Here is a 19,800-nt window from a genome sequence, read left to right as displayed (position 1 = left end):
TGATGGGTTTCAACCTCTCCGCCTGGGCGTTGCGCAATCGCCAGATCGTGCTGTTCTTGATGCTGTTGTTGGCCATTGTTGGGGGCATTTCCTATACCAAGCTTGGGCAAAGTGAAGACCCGCCGTTTACGTTCAAGGCAATGGTCATTCGCACGTTATGGCCTGGGGCCTCGGCCGAGGAAGTCTCGCGGCAAGTCACTGAACGCATCGAAAAGAAGCTCATGGAAACCGGTGAGTACGAACGTATCGTCTCGTTCTCGCGCCCCGGTGAATCGCAAGTGACCTTTATGGCACGCGACTCGATGCACTCGGACGAAGTCCCTGCGCTTTGGTATCAAGTGCGCAAAAAAATCAGTGATATTCGCCAGACGTTGCCGCCGGATATTCAGGGGCCTTTTTTCAATGATGAATTCGGCACTACGTTCGGCAACATCTACAGCTTGAGTGGTGAGGGCTTTGACTATGCGCTGCTCAAGGACTACGCCGAGCGTATCCAGATCCAGCTGCAACGGGTCAAGGACGTTGGCAAGGTAGAGCTGCTGGGCCTGCAAGACGAAAAAATATGGGTCGAACTGTCCAATCTTAAACTCGCGACCCTGGGGTTGCCGCTAGCGGCCGTTCAAAAAGCCCTTGAAGAGCAGAACGCGGTATCAACGGCAGGCTTTTTTGAGACCCCGACCGATCGCGTGCAATTGCGGGTCAGCGGCAATTTCAAAACGGTTGAGGAGATTGAGCGTTTCCCGATTCGGGTGGGGGAGCGAACGCTGCGCATCAGTGACGTGGCCGATGTGCGCCGTGGTTTCAGTGACCCACCGGCACCGCGCATGCGCTTTATGGGCAACGACGCTTTAGGCCTGGCCGTGGCGATGAAAGACGGTGGCGATATTCTGGTGCTGGGCAAGGCTCTGGAAGCTGAATTTGAACGGCTTCAGAGGCAATTGCCGGCCGGGATGGTGTTGAGCAAAGTGTCGGATCAGCCGGCAGCGGTGAAAACCAGTGTGGGTGAATTCGTTCAGGTGCTGGTAGAGGCGCTGGCTATTGTCTTGCTGGTGAGTTTCTTCTCGTTGGGTGTTCGCACTGGCATGGTGGTTGCGCTGACCATACCGCTGGTGTTGGCGATGACCTTCGCCACGATGCATTATTTTGGCATTGGCTTACACAAAATCTCGCTGGGTGCGCTGGTGCTGGCGCTGGGCTTGTTAGTGGATGACGCGATCATTGCCGTTGAAATGATGGCAATCAAAATGGAGCAGGGCTACGACCGGCTCAAAGCGGCCAGCTTTGCATGGACCAGCACGGCGTTCCCGATGCTGACCGGTACGCTGATTACGGCGGCGGGTTTTTTGCCGATCGCAATGGCGCAGTCGAGCACCGGTGAGTACACGCGTTCGATTTTTCAGGTGGTGACCATTGCGCTGCTGGCATCGTGGATCGCCGCCGTGGTGTTTGTGCCGTATCTGGGCGCTTTGTTGTTGCCGGATCTGGCGAAACAGCATGCTGAAAAACACGGCGCGGCGGCGGGAGCTCCCGACCCGTATGCGACCCCGTTTTATCAGCGGATACGGCACTTGGTGGAGTGGTGTGTGCGTCGGCGCAAGACGGTCATTGCGCTGACCGTAGCGTTGTTCATCGGCTCGGTCATGCTGTTCAAGCTGGTTCCGCAGCAGTTCTTCCCGGCGTCGAGCCGACTGGAACTGATGGTGGACTTGAAACTGGCCGAAGGTGCCTCGTTGAGTAACACCACGGATCAAGTCAAGCACCTGGAAAAACTGCTCAAGGATCATCCAGGCATCGTCAACTATGTGTCATATGCCGGTACAGGCTCACCCCGGTATTACCTGCCGCTGGATCAGCAATTGCCGGCGGCCAGCTTTGCCCAGTTTGTGGTGCTGGCCAAGACTATTGAAGACCGTGAAAGTCTGCGCACCTGGTTGATCGAAACCCTGAACGAGCAATTCCCTGGTGTTCGTTCGCGGGTGACACGTCTGGAAAATGGGCCGCCTGTGGGTTACCCGGTTCAGTTTCGGATTACGGGTGAGCACATCGAGGAGGTGCGGGCCTTGGCGCGCAAGGTGGCGGTCAAAGTCCGTAAGAACCCGCATGTGGTCAATGTTCACCTGGACTGGGAGGAGCCGAGCAAGGTGGTGTACCTCAATATTGATCAGGATCGGGCGCGGGCCTTGGGTGTCAGTACGCAACAGGTATCGCGTTTCCTGCAAAGTACGCTGCTCGGCTCTACGGTCAGCCAGTACCGGGAAGATAATGAGTTGATCGAGATTCTGTTGCGCGGCACGGCTCATGAGCGCACAGAGTTGTCGTTACTGCCGAGTCTGTCGGTGCCGACCGACAATGGACAGAGCGTAGCGTTGTCGCAAATTGCGACGCTGGAATATGGTTTTGAAGAAGGTGTTATCTGGCACCGCAACCGGCTGCCAACGGTGACGGTGCGCGCCGATATTTATGGCAAGGAGCAGCCGGCGACACTGGTCGCGCAAATATTGCCAACCCTTGAAGACGTGCGTGCCGAACTGCCTGATGGCTATTTGCTGGAAGTGGGGGGCACGGTGGAGGATTCAACGCGCGGGCAGGATTCGGTAAAAGCGGGAGTGCCGTTGTTTATTGTGGTGGTGCTGACCTTGTTGATGGTGCAACTGCGCAGCTTCTCGCGCATGGTCATGGTGTTTCTGACCGCGCCATTGGGCTTGATCGGGGTGACGTTGTTCCTGTTGCTGTTCGACAAACCTTTTGGCTTTGTCGCGATGCTAGGCACCATTGCCTTGTCAGGGATGATCATGCGCAACTCGGTGATTCTGGTTGACCAGATCGAGCAGGATAAAGCCGCGGGGCTGGACACCTGGCAGGCCATTATCGAAGCGACGGTGCGGCGCTTCCGGCCGATCGTACTGACGGCGCTGGCGGCGGTGCTGGCGATGATTCCGCTGTCACGCAGCGTGTTCTTCGGGCCGATGGCGGTGGCAATTATGGGCGGGCTGATCGTGGCGACAGCGCTGACGTTGCTGTTTTTGCCAGCGCTGTACGCGGCGTGGTTCAGAGTGAAGAAGGTTTAAAGAAGCGCCCCCTCACCCTAACCCTCTCCCGGAGGGAGAGGGGACAAAAGCTAAAAGCCAATATACGCCGCACCCGAGATCAAGCTCCCTCACCCTTTGGGAGAGGGGTGGGGTGAGGGAGTTCAGGTGCAGTCAGTAGGCGACTGGGTTGACGCGCACCCGAATCGGCTGCAACGACTTGGCATTGAGATCGACGCCGTGGTGTTCGGTGTTGATAAACAACAAGCGACCATTATTTTCGATTCGTGCGCTGATCGCATACCGATGGCCCGGCTTGATGTCGGCAGGGTCATAGGTCAGGTGAAAGGGCAGCGGGATCTGGCCTTTTATCTGGCCGCTTTGCTTGGCCAGCGTCACCGCAGGGGCATCGGCCAGAGATACATCCTGAAGGCTCACTTCCACGGTGGCCGTACTTGGCAGGCCGATACGTTCCAGGTAATACACTTCGCCATCCAGTGTGGCGTGGGGGGTAGAGTTCATCGTGCTACAAGCTCCGAGCAATACCGTCAGTGCGAGCAATAGAATTTTATTCATGGGGTGTAAATCTCCTTTTTTCTGGCGCAGATAGTTCGCACCTTATTCAGAAAAGTTTTTTACCATGAATTTCTGTCAGCACCCTCATTGACGATAGTAATGAAGATAAATACGTCAACACGCCAACTATGAGGCAATGCCCATTCAGCGTGCTCCGACTTAATGGTTGGTCAGGCTGGGGCAAATACCGAGAGTTTGACTTCACCCATGCTGATGGTGAACACCGGATTGGCGATGGCCTGTTTTTGCGAGGTGGAGGCGTGTGCGCCAATGCTGCCAGTTGCTGGACTAATGCCATTGCCGCCATGAACGCCAGTTGTATTTTGTGGGGTCATAAAAGATGTCCTTATCTTTGTTGAGTAAAGGGTTTATGCCGCTTAAACCGGCATGTAACTCAGCCTAGCGAACGTTCAGGGCGTTGAATCAGGCAGAGACGCTTCCATGCATCTTTGCTGATATATCCTCGTGGAACGGCCAGCCTTATCCGACGTTTTCGGGCTGATCCGCGGCATCTTCGCTGCGGTGCAAGGCCACCTGACGGATCGACAGGCGAATTTCGGCCGGCAATACACGTTTGGCAGCCCCTTCGGCCAGCTCCCCCAGCATCTCGTGATAGCTCAACTTGCCGTTGGCATCACGACGCAACACATCCTCTTCAAGCAATGTTTCGATAAAGTGCCGAAACAGGCTTTTATCGAAGAACTCGGGTGCGTTGAGGCCGTGCAGGATCGACAGGCGCTGGGCCATCATCGTGCACAGGTCTTCCAGCTCTTCAGCGCTCAAGGTATTTTGGCCACTGTTGAGCAACAACGAGATGGCCATGTAGAAGCGCTGCAAGGTTTGCGCAATGCTTTTAGACAGCAGCGTCAGCAATACGAAGTGGCGTGAGCTAGGTGCAGGGCGCAGGTAGACCTCACCTTCAAAACGCAACAACCCTTGCTCGACAAAGGCTTCTAACCATTGATCGACCACAGCGTCGAGCTCCTCCCGTGACCAGCGAATGAACAGCTCCGATTGCAGGTACGGGTACAGCGCATGGGTGTAGCGCAGGATTTGTTCGCGGGTCATGCGCGAAGCGCTCTGGAAGAAGCTTGAGAGCAACGATGGCAATGCAAAGATATGCAGCACGTTGTTGCGGTAATAGGTCATCAGAACCGCATTCTGCTCATCCAGATACAGGATTTTACCCAGCGCATCGCTCTGTTCCGAGAGCAGATCCATGCCTTTTACGTGCTCAATCAACGCGCGGCCATCGCCTTCAGGCAATGTGGTGTACGGCGAGTAAGGGACACGACGCAAGAGGGCCAGATACAAGTCCAGAACGCGCGCCAAGGCACGGTCATCAAGGGCCAGCTTACTGGTGGACAGCAATGCCAGTGCCACCAGATTGACGGGGTTGATAGCGGCGGCTTCGTTGAGTTTTTGTGCAACTTTCTCCCCCAGGCGATGGGTGGCGGCGTTTAACCACTGCGGGCGATACAGCGGGGCAAGTTCCTGCTGGCGCCAGTCCGGCTGCTCGTTGTCCAGGAAATCGGCGAGCTTGATTGGCTCGCCAAAGTTGACGGCGACCTGGCCAAACTTTTGTTTGAGTGCGCCGATGACCTTGAACATGTCGAATATCGATTCTTTCTTCTTGCTCGCTCCGCGTAGCTCTCCCAGATAAGTGCGACCTTCGAGCACGCGCTCATAACCGATATAGACCGGCACAAAGACAATGGGCATACGCGATGAGCGCAAGTAGCTGCGCACGGTGATCGCCAGCATGCCGGTTTTGGGTTGCAGCATACGGCCGGTGCGCGATCTGCCGCCTTCGACGAAGTACTCAACCGGAAAGCCTTTGGTGAACAGGGTATGCATGTATTCGTTGAACACCGAGGTGTACAGCGGATTGCCCTTGAACGTGCGGCGCATGAAAAACGCTCCGCCGCGGCGCAGTAAAGGCCCCACCACGGGCATGTTCAGGTTGATCCCCGCGGCAATATGCGGCGGGGTCAGGCCGTTGCGAAAAAGCAGGTAGGACAGCAGCAAGTAGTCGATATGGCTGCGGTGGCAGGGCACGTAGACGATTTCGTGGCCTTGAGCGACGTTCTGTACGCCCTCGATGTGGTTGAGCTTGACCCCGTCGTAAATCTTGTTCCAGAACCAGCTGAGCACCACTTCAAAAAAGCGGATGGCGGTGTAGGTGTAGTCCGAGGCAATTTCATTGGCGTAGCGCAATGCCTGGGCACGGGCCTTTTCTGGCGAGATGTTCTCGCGCTGGGCTTCATCGAGAATCGCCTGGCGCACTGCCGGTTCGTTGATCAAGCCTTTGACCAGATTGCGGCGATGAGACAGGTCGGGCCCGATGGTGGCGGTTTTGAGGTTGCGAAAGTGCACCCGCAAAATACGTTGGGCCATACGCACGGTGCGCTCGTGGCCTTTATTGAGGTCTACCAGCTCGCGTAAATGAATAGGCGCTGAAAACTGCACCCGGGTTTTTCGGCCCAGAATCAGAATGCGCAGTAAGCGACGCAAGCGCCCGGTGACGGCCCAGCTGTCGGCAAACAGCAGTTTCCATGGGCTGGACTCGCTGTCGGGCGATTGACCCCAGAACACGCTGACCGGGATGATTTGTGCATCCTCGGCCGGGTTCAGGGTCAGGCCATCGACCAGGCGGGTCAGTGTAGGCGGGGCTCCGCGCTTGTCTTGACGTCCCACCCAATCAGGCTCGGGGGTCAGGTAAAAGAACGCCGCAGGCTCCATCATAGGGCCAACAGAAACGGGCAGTACCGGGCGCGGTAAACCGACTTTGGTGCACTCGGTGTCAACCACCGCCAGTTCCGTGATGGAGGGGGATTGCAAGACGTAGAAAACGGGCCGGCTGCGATCCAGGTTGAGGGACAAAGACGATTGATTGATCGTCTCTGAGCGCACCCACAGGTACAGCAAGCGACGCAGAGCGCCAAAAACAAGGCGGCGGAATGGGGAACGGGTCATACGGCTTCTGCGTGAGTGGATTTAACGAGTATTTACTCGGCCCGGTAGTGTGCCGTATCTCTGGAAAATCGGCAAAAAAGCAGCGAAGTAATATTGATTGAGTGTTTTTCGGGCTGACTTATACTCGAAGCTCTTTCGCTATGCAGTGTAAGACCTGATTTCAAAAAGGTAAGTTCTAGCGAAAGTTCTTAACGGGCCACTAATGTGCCCAATTAATAACAAAAAGGGGGAAGTGATCTATGGCTACGCGTTTGACAGGCAGTGTGAAGTGGTTCAATGACGCCAAGGGCTACGGTTTCATTCAGGGCGAAAGTGGCGGTGATGTGTTCGTGCATTACCGTGCTATTCGCGGTGAAGGCCATCGCTCTCTGGCCGAAGGTCAGCAGGTGGAGTACACCCAGGTGACGGGTGAAAAAGGTTTACAAGCGGATGATGTGGTAGGGCTTTAACGTCCTTTGTAGCAGCTGCCGTAGGTTGCGGCAGCTGCTACAAGGCTTGATTGCACCTCAGGAATTGGTTTTCCAGGTGATTTCTTCCTGGCCATCCTCGCTGATGCGGATCCAGCGATCGGCGTCTGCTTCACCTTGCTCCTCTTCCCATGTGCCCGGTGCGCAACGCACTTCGACATTTAGCGCTTTGAATGCAGCTTGAGCACAGGCGATGTCATCGTCCCAAGGCGTTTGGTCACTGTCCAGGTACAAGCTGTTCCATTTACCCACGGCGTTGGGCATCCAGGTGACGGGTATGCCGCCTGCGGTGCATTTCCACACCTGCCCCTTTTTCACCCAGGGTGTACAAGGGCCCAGAGCCTTAGAAAGCCATTCAACAACGTGTTCGTGACCAGACTTAGCCTCTTTCAGGTAAATCTCGATATCGGGCTGGCGCATGGATGTCCTCACTGCGTGTCTGAAAAATCCATTCGCGGATTCGTCGGGTCTGCGGCGTGTGCCGCAGGCCGTAAATTGATTATTGAAGAACGAAGTAATCGTAGCGCATCGAGACCGTCACCACTAAAGGCTGCGGGTGTTCGATCACTTGCGCGCGACGTTCAGCGCTGGCGCGCCAGCCGTGGGGTGTCATGGCCAGCAGATTGGCGCGATCCTGAGGTTCGCTCAAGCTTAGGGTGAACTCCAGTATTTCACTGTGTTGCAACTGCATCCCTTCAGGGACTAGCGCCAAGTGCTTGTCATCGGTGTATTCGCGTACTTCGTCGTACAAACGCTCGCGCAATTCCATCAAGTGACCGCGAGTCGGGCCTACACGCATCAAGCCGCCACCGGGGCTGAGCAAGCGCTTGGCTTCGAGCCAGTCCAGGGGGCTGAAAACACTGGCCAGAAACTGGCAACTGGCATCGGCTAAAGGTACTCGGGCCATGCTGGCGATCAACCAGGTCAGGTGCGGGTTGCGCTTGCAGGCACGTTTGACGGCTTCGCGGGAAATATCCAGCGCGTAGCCATCGGCGTTGGGCAGGGCTTCGGCCACTTGAGCGGTGTAATAACCTTCGCCACAACCGATATCAAGCCAGCGTTGTGGTGCGCGTTCGGCGGCCAGTTCGGCCAGGCGCTTGGCAACCGGAGCGTAATGGCCCGCGTTGAGGAAGTCGCGGCGGGCTTCGACCATCGCCTGATTATCGCCCGGGTCGCGGCTGTTTTTGTGCTGCACCGGCAACAGGTTCAGGTAACCCTGACGCGCACGGTCAAAGCGATGGCCGGCGGGGCAAACAACGCCGTTTTCCACCGCGCTCAGTGGCTCACTGCAAATGGGGCAGGCAAGCATCAGGCGAGCAACTTGATCAGAGTTTGGTAGTAGATCTCGGTCAGAACATCGAGATCGCTGGCCAGCACCCGCTCGTTGACTTGGTGGATGGTGGCATTGACCGGCCCCAGTTCTACCACTTGCGTGCCCAGGGTCGCGATAAAGCGTCCGTCCGAGGTGCCGCCACTGGTGGAGGCCTGGGTTTCGCGGCCCGTGACCTGTTTGATGCTTTGCGACACCGCGTCCAGCAGAGCTCCCGGCTCGGTTAGAAAGGGCAGGCCAGACAGCGCCCACTCGATGTGCCAATCCAGACCGTGCTTGTCGAGAATGTCAGCGACACGCTGTTGCAAGCCTTCGACGGTGGATTCGGTCGAGAAGCGGAAGTTGAACACGGCCACCAGGTCGCCGGGAATGACATTGGTCGCGCCCGTGCCGGAGTTAAGGTTGGAAATCTGGAAGCTGGTCGGCGGGAAGAACGCATTGCCGTTGTCCCAATGCTCGGCAGCCAGTTCGGCCAGCGCAGGAGCCGCCAGATGAATCGGGTTTTTGGCCAGGTGCGGGTAGGCCACATGGCCCTGGATGCCGCGAACGGTCAGCTTGGCGCCCAGGGAGCCACGGCGGCCGTTTTTGACCACGTCGCCCACCAGAGTGGTGCTTGAGGGTTCGCCAACGATGCACCAGTCCAGACGCTCGTTGCGCGCAGCAAAGCGTTCGACCACGGCTTTTGTGCCGTGATGTGCAGGGCCTTCTTCGTCGCTGGTAATCAGAAATGCCACCGAGCCTTTGTGGTCCGGGTAATCGGCGACGAACCGTTCTGCGGCGACCAGCATGGCTGCCAGGCTGCCTTTCATGTCGGCGGCCCCACGGCCACAGAGCATGCCATTTTCGTCGATCAGCGCGTCAAACGGGTCGTTCTGCCAGGCTTGCACCGGGCCGGTCGGCACCACGTCGGTATGGCCAGCGAAGCACAGTACAGGGCCGTCGTGCTTGCCGTGGGTGGCCCAAAAATTATCGACGTCTTCAATGCGCATGGGCTCCAGCTTAAAGCCCGCATCGCCCAGACGCTGCATCATCAGCTTCTGGCAATCGGCGTCGATGGGCGTCACTGAAGGGCGACGGATCAGATCGCAGGCAAGTTGCAGGGTCGGCGAAAGGTCGGCGTGGGCCGTCATGGTATGAGCTCCGAAGCGGGTCAAGTGCGGGCGGGCAGGGCACAAAAGGGCGGTTATCTTAAAGCAAAACGGCGGCCATAGGCCGCCGTTTAGTGGTTGCAGTCAATTTATGTCGCGGGGTGCTGCTCAGGTGCTTCCACCGGTTTGGGCAGCGAGGACATAAAGGCCATGATCAGCGCGGCCAGATACGGCAGCGATTGCACCAGCAGCATCACCACCCAGAAGCGCATGTCATTGCTCGGCAGACCTTGGACGAAGAAGATCCCCAAGGCCGCGCCCCACAGCAAGAGCATGATGAACACTTCTTCGCGGGCTTCCGAAATGGCAACCCAAAAGCCGTGGTTGTCGGCGTTTTTGGGGGTGCGAAAGAACGGAATGCTACTGGTGAAGAAGCCATACAGAACGGCTTTGGCGATGGTATGGGACAACGCGAGCCCTGCCAGTGCCGCTGCAAATGCGTCTTTGAGGTTAACCCCCACAGCGCGGCGGTACAGGAAGATGATCTTGCCGACCTTGAAGACAAACAGCGCCAAAGGCGGAATTGCGAAGATCAGCAACGGCGGATCTACCCGCGTTGGCACGATGATCATTGCCGCCGACCACAGCAAGGCGCCTATGGTGAAGAAGATATTCATGCCGTCAGCAATCCACGGTAGCCAGCCCGCGAGGAAGTGGTAACGCTGGCCTCGTGTCAGTTCGGAATCTTTACCGAATATGAGGCTGGAGGTGTGGCGCTTGATGATCTGAATAGCACCGTAGGCCCAACGGAAGCGCTGCTTCTTGAAGTCGATAAAGGTATCAGGCATCAACCCTTTGCCGTAGCTATTGTGGGAATAGGCAGCTGAGTAGCCTTTTTCAAACACACGTAGGCCCAGTTCGGCGTCTTCACAAATGCACCAGTCCGCCCAGCCAAGTTCTTCAAGCACAGAGCGACGGGTCATGGTCATGGTGCCGTGCTGAATAATCGCGTCGCGGTCGTTGCGGGTCACCATACCGATATGGAAAAAACCTCGGTATTCCGAATAGCACAGCTTTTTGAACGTGCTTTCGTTGTAGTCGCGATAGTCCTGAGGCGATTGCACAATGGCGATTTTCGGGTCTGCGAAGTGCGGCACCATGTGCTTGAGCCAGTTGCGATCAACGCAGTAGTCCGAGTCGATCACGGCAATCACTTCGGCGTCAGGCGCGGTGTGCGGGATCAGATAGTTCAGCGCGCCGCCCTTGAAGCCTGCCAGCGGAGCCACATGGAAGAACTTGAACCGCGGGCCCAGTGTGGCGCAGTAGTCGCGCACCGGTTCCCACACGGCCGGGTCTTTCGTGTTGTTGTCGATAATCAACACTTCGAAGTCCGGGTAATCGAGGTTCGCCAGTGCATCGAGGGTCTGTTTGACCATTTCCGGCGGCTCGTTGTAGCACGGCACGTGGATCGAGACTTTCGGGCGATAAGCGTCGTCGCTTTCGACGGGTAAAAACTCTCGGCGACGCTTGCGAATCCATACCGCTTCAGCCAGTTCGTGGGCCTCTGTCAGCAAGACGATAAATACCCCGAATGCCCCTAGACCCAGCAGGATACCCACCGTCACGCTGAACCAGGTGCTGTATTGCTGGCTGTAGTCGTACGCAATCCAGACCAATGCCGAACCGCACAGAAAGGCGGTGAAGGTCAGGAAGGTACGGCCACGCTGGCGCAGTGCGGAACCGTCGATCAGTAGCAAGGCCAGTGATAACAGGCCCATAACAGCCGAGCCAATCGCCAGTACTCGCCATTGCGGAATAGCGACCACTGGGCCTTCGAAATTGAATTTTTGCTGGCGGGCCGCGTTGAATACACCCCAATACGCGCCCACGGAGCCTTCATCGCTGGCCTTCCACGGTTGGTCAAAGGCTTCGATCACAAAGTAGTTGTAGCCGCGCCGGTTCAGCGTGTTGACCAGTGTGCGCAGATAAATGGCTTGGTCAGCCTGGGTCGCATCGGCGCCACCGCGCATGCGGCCATTGCTTGGCCAGCCAACCTCCGAAAGAAGCAGTGGTTTTTTCGGGAACATTTTTTTCAGGTCGCGCGCCCGGTCCAATACGAACTCGCCTGCTTCTTCCATGGGAATAAATTCCCAGTACGGCAGGATGTGCGCGGCGATCAGGTCAACGTGATTGGCCAGTTGCGGGTACTTTTCCCAGATGTGCCATTGCTCGGAGGTGGTCACGGGGACTTTGACGGCGGCCCGCACCCGATCCAGCAGCGTGATCAATTCTTCTGGCGTGATTTCTTCACGGAACAAGGCTTCGTTACCGACCACAACCCGCACCACGCTGCGTGAGTTATTGGCGAGCTCAATGGCCTTCTGAATTTCGCGCTCGTTGCGCTCTTTATCCGGACTGATCCAAATACCGATGGTCACCCGTAAACCGAACTCTTCGGCCAGTTTGGGAATGTCGCCCAAGGTGCCGTCTACCGAGTAGGTCCGAATGTTATCGGTGAGCTTGCTCATGATCTCCAGGTCTCGACGCATCTCCTCGTCGGACGGGTATTGGTCTTTCTGTGGGTACTGGCCTTGTTGGAACGGCGAGTACGAAAAACCGGAGATCTGATCAGGCCAGTTGGGCGCTGAAACCGGGCGATTGATAAGCGCCCAGAAGCCCGTGAAGAGTGCAGCGATGGCAAGCACCACCACCAGGTTGAGTCCAAATTTACGCGATGACATAACTATTTCGGGTTCCAAAGGGAGTGGAACGAAGATCGTTCGGCAAAGACCAAGCGGCGCGCATCCTACACTGCGCTTCGACCTAGCGTACAGCACGTGGAGTCTGATCCAGAGAGGGTTGTTGAAGCTGCCTAAATATCTCTATCGATTGCTTGTAGGTCTAATCTTCTAACTTTGAGAGTTATTAAAGCAGGCTTGGTAGGAAAAGTACTCAATGCTATGTAGTCCCCCTATAATGCGCGCCGGTTTTAGGGTGATGTTCATGAGTACAGAAGATCCGAGGTTTGCCGGTGTAGCCCGGTTATATGGCATTGAAGGCCTGGCACGCTTGAAAGCTGCGCATGTCGCGATCGTGGGTGTGGGCGGCGTTGGCTCGTGGGCGGCTGAAGCCATAGCCCGTTGCGGCGTTGGCGAAATTTCGCTGTTTGATCTGGATGATGTGTGCGTCAGCAACAGCAATCGGCAGTTGCACGCGCTGAGTTCGACCATTGGTCGGGACAAAGTCGAAGTGATGGCTGAGCGTCTGCGTCAGATCAACCCCGATTGCACCGTGCATGCGGTGGCGGATTTTGTGACCCGCGAGACCATGGCTGAGTACATCACCCCGGATATGGATTGTGTGATTGACTGCATCGACAGCGTCAATGCCAAGGCAGCGCTGATTGCCTGGTGCAAGCGCCGCAAGATTCAGATCATTACGACGGGCGGTGCGGGCGGGCAAATTGACCCGACGCTGATTCAGGTGTGTGACCTGAACCGCACGTTCAATGATCCGCTGGCATCGAAAGTGCGTTCCACGCTGCGTCGTGATTATGGTTTTTCGCGCACTGTGACTCGACATTACAGCGTGCCGTGTGTGTTTTCGACTGAACAGCTGCGCTATCCCAAGCCGGACGGCAGTATCTGCTTGCAGAAGAGTTTTGTCGGGGACGGTGTGAAGCTGGACTGTGCTGGCGGGTTTGGTGCGGTGATGATGGTGACGGCCACGTTCGGCATGGTTGCGGCGACCAAGGCCGTGGACAAGATCGTGGCGGGTGTGCGGCGGCCATCAGAGAAGGTTAAGGCTAAGCAAAGCCCTCACCCTAACCCTCTCCCAGAGGGAGAGGGGACAGACCGCGTTGTTCCAACGGATTCGGCGACCTGAACCACCGCGTCGAACACACTTTACAAGCGGCCTCGATTAGCCCTTATCCCTTTGTTGTTCAGCCTGATCCGGGGCACTGAAATAGTGCGTCGATTACGGCTTTACAGCATCCCCGATTAGCCCCCTCTCCCTCTGGGAGAGGGTTGGGGTGAGGGGCTTTCAGCTCAATGCCAATTCCCGCATCCGCTGCAAAACGGCATTCAGCCCGTTGCTGCGCGAAGGCGAAAGCTGGCGGCTCAAGCCCAGTTGGTCGAACCAGTCGGGCAAATCGACCTGCTTCAACTCCTGCGTAGTCAAGCCATTGACCCGTGCCAGCAGCAGCGCCACAAGGCCACGAATCAGCCGTGCATCGCTACTGGCAGCAAACTGCCAGTAGCCGTCTTTGCATTCACCCACCAGCCATACCTGGCTTTCGCAGCCATGCACGCGGTTAGCCTCGATTTTGTCGTGCTCATCGAGCTCCGGCAAACGCTGGCCCCATTGCATCAGCAAACGTGCTCGTTGCTCCCAGCTGGAGCAGCTTGTAAAGCTGTCCAGCGCCGCTTGGGCTTGTACAGGCAAAGTCATTGCAGCAGCTCCAGCGCTTTATCGAGTGCATCAAAGAAGCGTTCTACATCGCTTGAGTCGTTGTACAGCGCCAGCGAGACACGTATAGCTCCGGCCAGCCCCAGGCTTTTCAGTAGCGGCATGGCGCAGTGATGTCCGGCCCGCACGGCAATACCTTGCTCTGTCAGCAAGTGGGCGAGGTCTGCATTGTGTACGCCCTCAACGACAAAACTAACCAGTGCGACGTGCGCAGAACCGAGCAGACGGATGCCTTTGCGCTGTTTCAAGCCATCGACCAGTAAAGAGTGCAGGGCCGTTTCGTGAGCTTCAACGGCTACTTGATCGAGGTTACTCAGATAACTCAGGGTCGCCCCAAAACCGATAACGCTGGCAATGGGCGGTGTACCCGCTTCAAAGCCCAGCGGGGCCGGGCGAAAGGTCGCGTGCTGGTAGTCGGTGTCTTGCACCATCTCGCCGCCGTATTGCCAGTGCTTCAAACGGCTCAGTGCGTCATGGCGGCCAAACAGCAGGCCCAGCCCGTCGGGGCCGTACAGTTTGTGGCTGGAAAATACATAAAAATCACACCCTAACGCTTGTACGTCATGGCGGCCGTGAACGATGCCTTGTGCACCATCGACGACGGTGATTGCGTTGTGCACCTTGGCCAGAGCCAGCAGGGCGTGCAGTGGCTGCCAAACGCCGAGCACGTTGGACAGTTGGCTGACGGCCAGTAAGCGGGTGCGTGAGGTGATCAGGCGTGCAGCGGCATTTAAATCAATGGTGCCGTTGTCTTCCAGCGGCAATACCACCAGATTCAGGCCTTTGCGCAGTGCCAACTGTTGCCACGGCAGCAGGTTGGCATGGTGTTCCAGGGCGCTGATGACGATCTCATCGCCTGGATTGAAAAGATGCTCCAGGCCATAGGCCAGAAGGTTCAGTGCCGAGGTGGCACCGTGGGTGAAAACAACCTGCCCGCTGTCGCCGGCATTAAGCCATCGCGACACTTTATGGCGGGTGTTTTCAAAGGCCTGGGTCGCCAAAGCGCCCGGCAGGTGTTGGGCCCGGTGCACATTGGCTGCGCCATTGGCGTAGTAGTGCATCAGTGCGTCAAGCAGGGCTTGGGGTTTTTGCGTGGTAGCAGCGTTGTCCAGATAGGTCTGGTCCTGACGTTGCATGGCCGCGATGGCTGGAAAGTCAGCGCGCCAGGGGGAAGGCAAAAGCATGGGTTCCGGGCTCTGATGACGGGGCCGCACGCAGCCCCGTCAGTGGCAGAAAGACGCTTAGTTGTGAGCGTGCAGCGCTTCGTTCAACTCGATGGCCGATTTGTGGGTTTTGCATTCCACAGCGCCAGTTTCCGAGTTGCGACGGAACAACAGGTCAGGCTGGCCAGCCAACTCACGGGCTTTGACCACTTTAACCAGTTGGTTGTTTTCATCCAGCAAGGCCACTTTGGTGCCAGCGGTCACGTACAGACCCGACTCTACGGTGTTGCGGTCGCCCAACGGGATGCCGATACCGGCATTGGCGCCAATCAGGCAGCCTTCGCCAACCTTGATCACAATGTTGCCGCCGCCCGACAGGGTGCCCATGGTCGAGCAACCGCCGCCCAGGTCCGAACCTTTGCCAACAAACACGCCCGCCGAAACGCGGCCTTCGATCATGCCCGGGCCTTCGGTGCCCGCGTTGAAGTTGACGAACCCTTCGTGCATGACGGTGGTGCCTTCGCCAATGTAAGCGCCCAGACGAATACGTGCGCTGTCTGCAATACGCACACCCGCCGGAACGACGTAGTCGGTCATCTTCGGGAATTTGTCGACGGAGAACACTTCGAGCAAATCGCCACGCAGGCGAGCTTCAAGTTGGCGCTCGGCCAGCTCACTCAGGTCGATCGCACCCTGGCTGGTCCAGGCCACGTTGGGCAGCAGCGGGAACACACCCGCCAGGCTCAGGCCGTGCGGCTTGACCAAACGATGGGACAGCAAGTGCAGCTTGAGGTAGGCCTCAGGCGTGGAGGTCAGTGCAGCGTCTTCGGCCAGCAGAGTGGCGACCAGTGGCTTGTGGCTTTCAGCCAGACGGGTCAGCAGCGCTGCTTGAGCAGCATCGACCGGTTTGACCGCTTCAGCCAATTGCGCGGCTTGTGCGGTGGTGAAGGTGATTGCCTGATTGCCGCCGGTGTAGCCCAAAATGGGGGCGATGGCTTCGATCAGCTCGGCCGACGGGTTGATCAGGGGGTGTGCGTAGAACACTTCCAGCCATGCGCCTTGACGGTTCTGGGTGCCGACGCCGAAGGCTGCGCTGAACAGGGTAGTAGACATGCAATTACCTCTTTACAAAAATAATGGGCGGTTTTGGCTCACAGGTTAAAGAAGGGCCGCCGCATAAAGATCTGGCTTGAAGCCAATCAGGGTTTTGTCACCGAGTTCAAGCACCGGGCGCTTGATCATCGAGGGTTGGGCGAGCATCAGTTCAATCGCTTTCGCTTGGTCGAGATCGGCTTTTTGTTCGTCGTCGAGTTTGCGAAAGGTCGTGCCGGCACGATTGAGCACCACTTGCCAGCCGTGCTCGTTGCACCACCGAGTGAGGTGTTCACGGTCGATACCGCTGCTCTTGTAGTCATGAAAGTCGTAACGTACAGCATGTTCATCCAGCCAGGTGCGAGCCTTTTTCATGGTGTCGCAGGCTTTGATGCCGAAAAGGTGCAACGTTTTGTCTGATTCGGTCACTGAAATTGCCCCTCCTTTGGAGATGCCTGAAATGAGCGGTGGCGGATTATGCCATGAGCGACGACCTTGGGCGTGCACCGCTGCAAGCTTGGCACGGACTTGTGACATGTCGTCGCACTGCTACTTTTGTTCAGGCTCGGGTTGATCCGTTAAACGCTACTATGGTCTGCAATGCCAAAATGTTGCTAGCTGTGTCTAGTTGAACGCTGATTGTTTGGGAAACCTGTTGATATGCAAACCGCTTATACCGTCCTCATCTTATTGATGTTGGTGGGAGTCTCGCGTTTATTGGGGCGTGTTATCCCGCTGCCATTACCGCTGGTCCAAATTGCTGCCGGGGCCGCGCTGGCCTGGCCAACCCTTGGGCTGCATGTGGCGCTGGACCCGGAGTTATTTCTGTTTCTGTTTTTACCGCCGTTGCTGTTTTCGGATGGTTGGCGCATTCCCAAGCGTGAGTTCTGGCGCTTGCGCGGGCCGATTTTGACCCTGGCGGTGGGGCTGGTGCTGTTCACGGTCGTGGGCGCTGGCTACTTTATTCACTGGTTGTTGCCGACCATACCCTTGCCTGTGGCCTTTGCGCTGGCCGCCGTGTTGTCGCCCACCGATGCCGTGGCCGTCTCGGCGATTGCGCAAAGCCGCTTGCCTGCACCGCTGATGCATATGCTGCAAGGCGAAGCGTTAATGAATGACGCAACCGGCCTGGTGACGTTCAAGTTCGCATTGGTTGCCGCCATTACGGGCGTTTTTTCGCTGGCCAATGCCAGTGTCACTTTCCTGCTGGTGGCCTGCGGTGGTCTTGCCATCGGGGTTGCGTTGAGCTGGGTCGTGGGACGTATGCGTTCGTGGATGATTGCCCGTGGCTGGGATGACCCGGCCACCCACGTCGTATTTATGTTGCTGCTGCCTTTCGCGGCCTATGTACTGGCTGAGCGTCTGGGCGCCTCAGGCATTTTGTCCGCAGTGGCGGCGGGCATGATGCAGAGCTGGCTGGATTTGCTGCCGCGCCAGACCAGTACCCGATTGCTCAACCGAAGTGTGTGGTCGCTTCTGGAGTTTGCGTTTAACGGTCTGATCTTTTTGCTGTTGGGTCTGCAACTGCCTGACATCATCAAGGCAGTTGTGCATCTGGAAACCCATCTGTGGCCGACCTTGATGTATCGCTGCTTTGATGTAGTGGTGATTTTCCTGGTGCTGATCGCCTTGCGCTTTATCTGGGTGCAGAGCATTTGGCGCTTGTCCGGTCTGCTGCGCCGCTGGCGTGGCAAGCAAGAGCTGACCATGGTACCGACAGCACGCTCTTGCTGGATCTTGACCGTGGGCGGTGTGCGCGGTGCGGTCACGCTGGCGGGCGTGATGTCGATCCCCTTGTTGATTAACGAAGGTCTCGACTTCCCTGAGCGTGAATTGCTGATCTTTATTGCGGCAGGTGTGATTCTGCTGTCGTTGATCGTGGCCTGCATCGCGTTGCCGCTCTTGTTGCGCGGCATTTCCAAAACGTCAGACGACGCCAAGCACAATGAAGTGCGTGAGGCCTGGCGCCGTACGGCCGAGGCAGCCATTCATGCCCTGGAAACCGAAGAGGTGGTTGACCCCAACGAACAGCCGGATGCGGCTCAGGCAGCGTTGGCGTCTGAATTGAAGGCGCAGATCATGTCTGAGTACCGTCATCAACTCGACGTGTTCAATGACTCGGCGGAAGCACAGGCTTTGGCGTCGAAAATGGATGAGCTGGAGGGGCGTCTGCGTCTCAAGGCGCTTCGTGCGCAGCGACTGGAGCTGTATAGCATGCGTCGTCATCACGAAATTGGCGATGAAGTGCTGGGCGAGATTCTGCGTGATCTGGATTTGAGCGAAGCGAATCTGGGAGCGGTTAAGTAGGGGATAGCCCCTGCCTGGGTAGCACGCTGGCGCAGGCTGCGTTCGATTACGACGAATTCGTCGCCGAACGCAGCCTGCGCCAGTTGCTATGGGGCGCGGATTAACTAGCGGCGACGCAGGATGAAGTCGCGAATCCGCCCAGCGGCTTCGACGCATTCTGCCAACGGTGCAACCAGCGCCATGCGCACTCGACCAGCACCGGGGTTGAAGCCCTCAACGTCACGGGACAGGTAAGAGCCCGGCACCACCGTCACGTGTTCTTGCGCGAACAGGTCGCGGCAAAACTCGGCATCGTCGCCTTCTACTTTGGGCCACAGATAAAAACCGCCATCCGGGCGCTGTACGTCCATCACGGGCGTCAGAATTTCCAGCACCGCATCGAACTTCTCGCGATAAAGATCACGGTTAGTGCGCACGTGGGCTTCGTCATTCCAGGCGGCAATGCTGGCCAGCTGGGTTTGCACCGGCATCGCGCAGCCGTGGTAGGTACGGTACAGCAAGAAGGCCTTGAGGATCTCGGCATCGCCCGCTACAAACCCTGAGCGCAGGCCTGGCAGGTTCGAGCGTTTGGACAGGCTGTGGAACACCACGCAACGTTTGAAATCTTCGCGGCCCAACGCCACGCAGGCGCTGAGCAGGCCAACAGGCGGTGTGTGTTCGTCGAAATACAGCTCGCTATAGCATTCATCTGCAGCGATTACGAAGTCATGTTCATCCGCCAGTGCGATCAGCTTTTTAAGCGTGTCCAGCGGGATCAATGCACCGGTCGGGTTGCCCGGTGAGCACAGGAATAAAATCTGACAGCGCTTCCAGGTCTCGGTCGATACGGCGTCGAAGTCCGGGTTGAAGCCGTGTTCTGCCAGGCAAGGCAGGTAGTGCGGGGTGGCACCGGCCAGGAACGCTGCACCTTCGTAGATCTGGTAGAACGGATTCGGACTGATCACCAGCCCGTTATCCTCGCGGTTGACCACGGTTTGCGTGAACGCGAACAGCGCTTCGCGTGTGCCGTTGACCGGCAAGATGTTACGCGCCGGATCGAGCCAGCCTTTAGGCACGTTAAAGCGGCGTTCTGCCCAGCCAGCGATGGCTTCACGCAGGGCTGGAATGCCCAGGGTGGTCGGGTAGACCGCCATCTGGTCGAGGTTGTCGGCCAAGGCTTTGGCGACGAACTCGGGTGAGCGGTGTTTAGGTTCGCCAATCGACAGCGCAATCGGACGTTTGTCGGCGTTGGGCTGCACGCTGCCAAGCAAGGCGCGCAGCTTTTCGAACGGGTAAGGCTGTAACTGGTTTAGAGCATTGTTCATC

General features: G+C 57.4%; 15 protein-coding genes and 1 pseudogene. 4 read left to right on the top strand and 12 right to left on the bottom strand.

Annotated elements, in window-relative coordinates:
- Positions 1–2: 2 nt before the first annotated feature.
- Entirely contained in the window at positions 3–3,068 is a 3,066-nt protein-coding gene (locus FJD38_RS10850) for an efflux RND transporter permease subunit (protein WP_146385298.1), read from the top strand.
- Positions 3,069–3,200: 132 nt separating this feature from the next.
- Here FJD38_RS10850 and FJD38_RS10845 read toward each other — a convergent pair whose 3' ends face one another.
- From FJD38_RS10845 to plsB, 3 genes are all read right to left on the bottom strand, one after another.
- Positions 3,201–3,602 carry a YbaY family lipoprotein gene (locus FJD38_RS10845; protein ID WP_146385296.1) on the bottom strand — a complete coding sequence of 134 codons (402 nt, stop codon included), beginning with the start codon at positions 3,600–3,602 and terminating at the stop codon, positions 3,201–3,203.
- Positions 3,603–3,772: 170 nt separating this feature from the next.
- Positions 3,773–3,937, bottom strand: coding sequence for a hypothetical protein (locus FJD38_RS24455; RefSeq protein WP_158637860.1), 165 nt, complete (start codon positions 3,935–3,937; stop codon positions 3,773–3,775).
- A gap of 145 nt (positions 3,938–4,082) precedes the next feature.
- Positions 4,083–6,578, bottom strand: coding sequence for a glycerol-3-phosphate 1-O-acyltransferase PlsB (gene plsB / locus FJD38_RS10840; protein WP_122782438.1), 2,496 nt, complete (start codon positions 6,576–6,578; stop codon positions 4,083–4,085).
- Between the two features lie 239 nt (positions 6,579–6,817).
- Here plsB and FJD38_RS10835 point away from each other — a divergent pair, with 239 nt between their 5' ends.
- A complete protein-coding gene (locus tag FJD38_RS10835; RefSeq protein ID WP_122782437.1) occupies positions 6,818–7,027 on the top strand; it encodes a cold-shock protein in 210 nt (69 codons plus the stop codon).
- Positions 7,028–7,084: 57 nt separating this feature from the next.
- On the opposite strand, the gene FJD38_RS10830 is transcribed toward FJD38_RS10835, so the two are convergent.
- The 4 genes from FJD38_RS10830 to FJD38_RS10815 form a co-directional block, all read right to left on the bottom strand.
- On the bottom strand, positions 7,085–7,465 hold the full coding sequence (locus FJD38_RS10830) for a hypothetical protein (protein WP_146385294.1): 381 nt from the start codon (positions 7,463–7,465) through the stop codon (positions 7,085–7,087).
- Positions 7,466–7,544: 79 nt separating this feature from the next.
- The gene (locus FJD38_RS10825; protein WP_122782435.1) at positions 7,545–8,354 is read right to left on the bottom strand and encodes a putative RNA methyltransferase; all 810 of its coding nucleotides are present in this window, start codon (positions 8,352–8,354) and stop codon (positions 7,545–7,547) included.
- Entirely contained in the window at positions 8,354–9,505 is a 1,152-nt protein-coding gene (gene dapE / locus FJD38_RS10820) for a succinyl-diaminopimelate desuccinylase (RefSeq protein WP_122782434.1), read from the bottom strand. Before dapE ends, FJD38_RS10825 begins: the two co-directional genes overlap by 1 nt.
- Before the next feature lie 107 nt (positions 9,506–9,612).
- The gene (locus tag FJD38_RS10815; protein WP_122782433.1) at positions 9,613–12,204 is read right to left on the bottom strand and encodes a glycosyltransferase; all 2,592 of its coding nucleotides are present in this window, start codon (positions 12,202–12,204) and stop codon (positions 9,613–9,615) included.
- A 262-nt stretch (positions 12,205–12,466) separates the two neighbouring features.
- Between FJD38_RS10815 and tcdA the strand changes: the two are divergent.
- A pseudogene (gene tcdA, locus FJD38_RS10810) lies at positions 12,467–13,267 on the top strand (tRNA cyclic N6-threonylcarbamoyladenosine(37) synthase TcdA); the annotation flags it as partial.
- A gap of 240 nt (positions 13,268–13,507) precedes the next feature.
- Here tcdA and FJD38_RS10805 read toward each other — a convergent pair.
- The 4 genes from FJD38_RS10805 to FJD38_RS10790 are packed head-to-tail and all read right to left on the bottom strand — an operon-like array spanning position 13,508 to position 16,617.
- Entirely contained in the window at positions 13,508–13,915 is a 408-nt protein-coding gene (locus FJD38_RS10805) for a SufE family protein (RefSeq protein ID WP_146385292.1), read from the bottom strand.
- Entirely contained in the window at positions 13,912–15,117 is a 1,206-nt protein-coding gene (locus tag FJD38_RS10800; protein ID WP_146385290.1) for an aminotransferase class V-fold PLP-dependent enzyme, read from the bottom strand. Before FJD38_RS10800 ends, FJD38_RS10805 begins: the two co-directional genes overlap by 4 nt.
- A 57-nt stretch (positions 15,118–15,174) precedes the next feature.
- A complete protein-coding gene (gene dapD / locus FJD38_RS10795; RefSeq protein ID WP_122782430.1) occupies positions 15,175–16,209 on the bottom strand; it encodes a 2,3,4,5-tetrahydropyridine-2,6-dicarboxylate N-succinyltransferase in 1,035 nt (344 codons plus the stop codon).
- Positions 16,210–16,254: 45 nt separating this feature from the next.
- Positions 16,255–16,617, bottom strand: a complete 363-nt coding sequence (locus FJD38_RS10790; RefSeq protein WP_122782429.1) for an ArsC family reductase — start codon at positions 16,615–16,617, stop codon at positions 16,255–16,257.
- Between the two features lie 231 nt (positions 16,618–16,848).
- Between FJD38_RS10790 and FJD38_RS10785 the strand changes: the two genes are divergently transcribed.
- Positions 16,849–18,495, top strand: a complete 1,647-nt coding sequence (locus FJD38_RS10785) for a Na+/H+ antiporter (protein WP_146385288.1) — start codon at positions 16,849–16,851, stop codon at positions 18,493–18,495.
- A gap of 104 nt (positions 18,496–18,599) precedes the next feature.
- Here the strand turns inward: FJD38_RS10785 and dapC are convergent, their stop codons facing one another.
- A complete protein-coding gene (gene dapC, locus FJD38_RS10780; RefSeq protein WP_146385286.1) occupies positions 18,600–19,799 on the bottom strand; it encodes a succinyldiaminopimelate transaminase in 1,200 nt (399 codons plus the stop codon).
- Position 19,800: the final 1 nt, after the last annotated feature.

Source organism: Pseudomonas saxonica (genome assembly GCF_007858365.1).
Lineage (GTDB): Bacteria > Pseudomonadota > Gammaproteobacteria > Pseudomonadales > Pseudomonadaceae > Aquipseudomonas > Aquipseudomonas saxonica.
The sequence above is the reverse complement of the archived record's forward strand: the minus strand, read 5'-3'. Positions and strand labels throughout refer to the sequence as shown.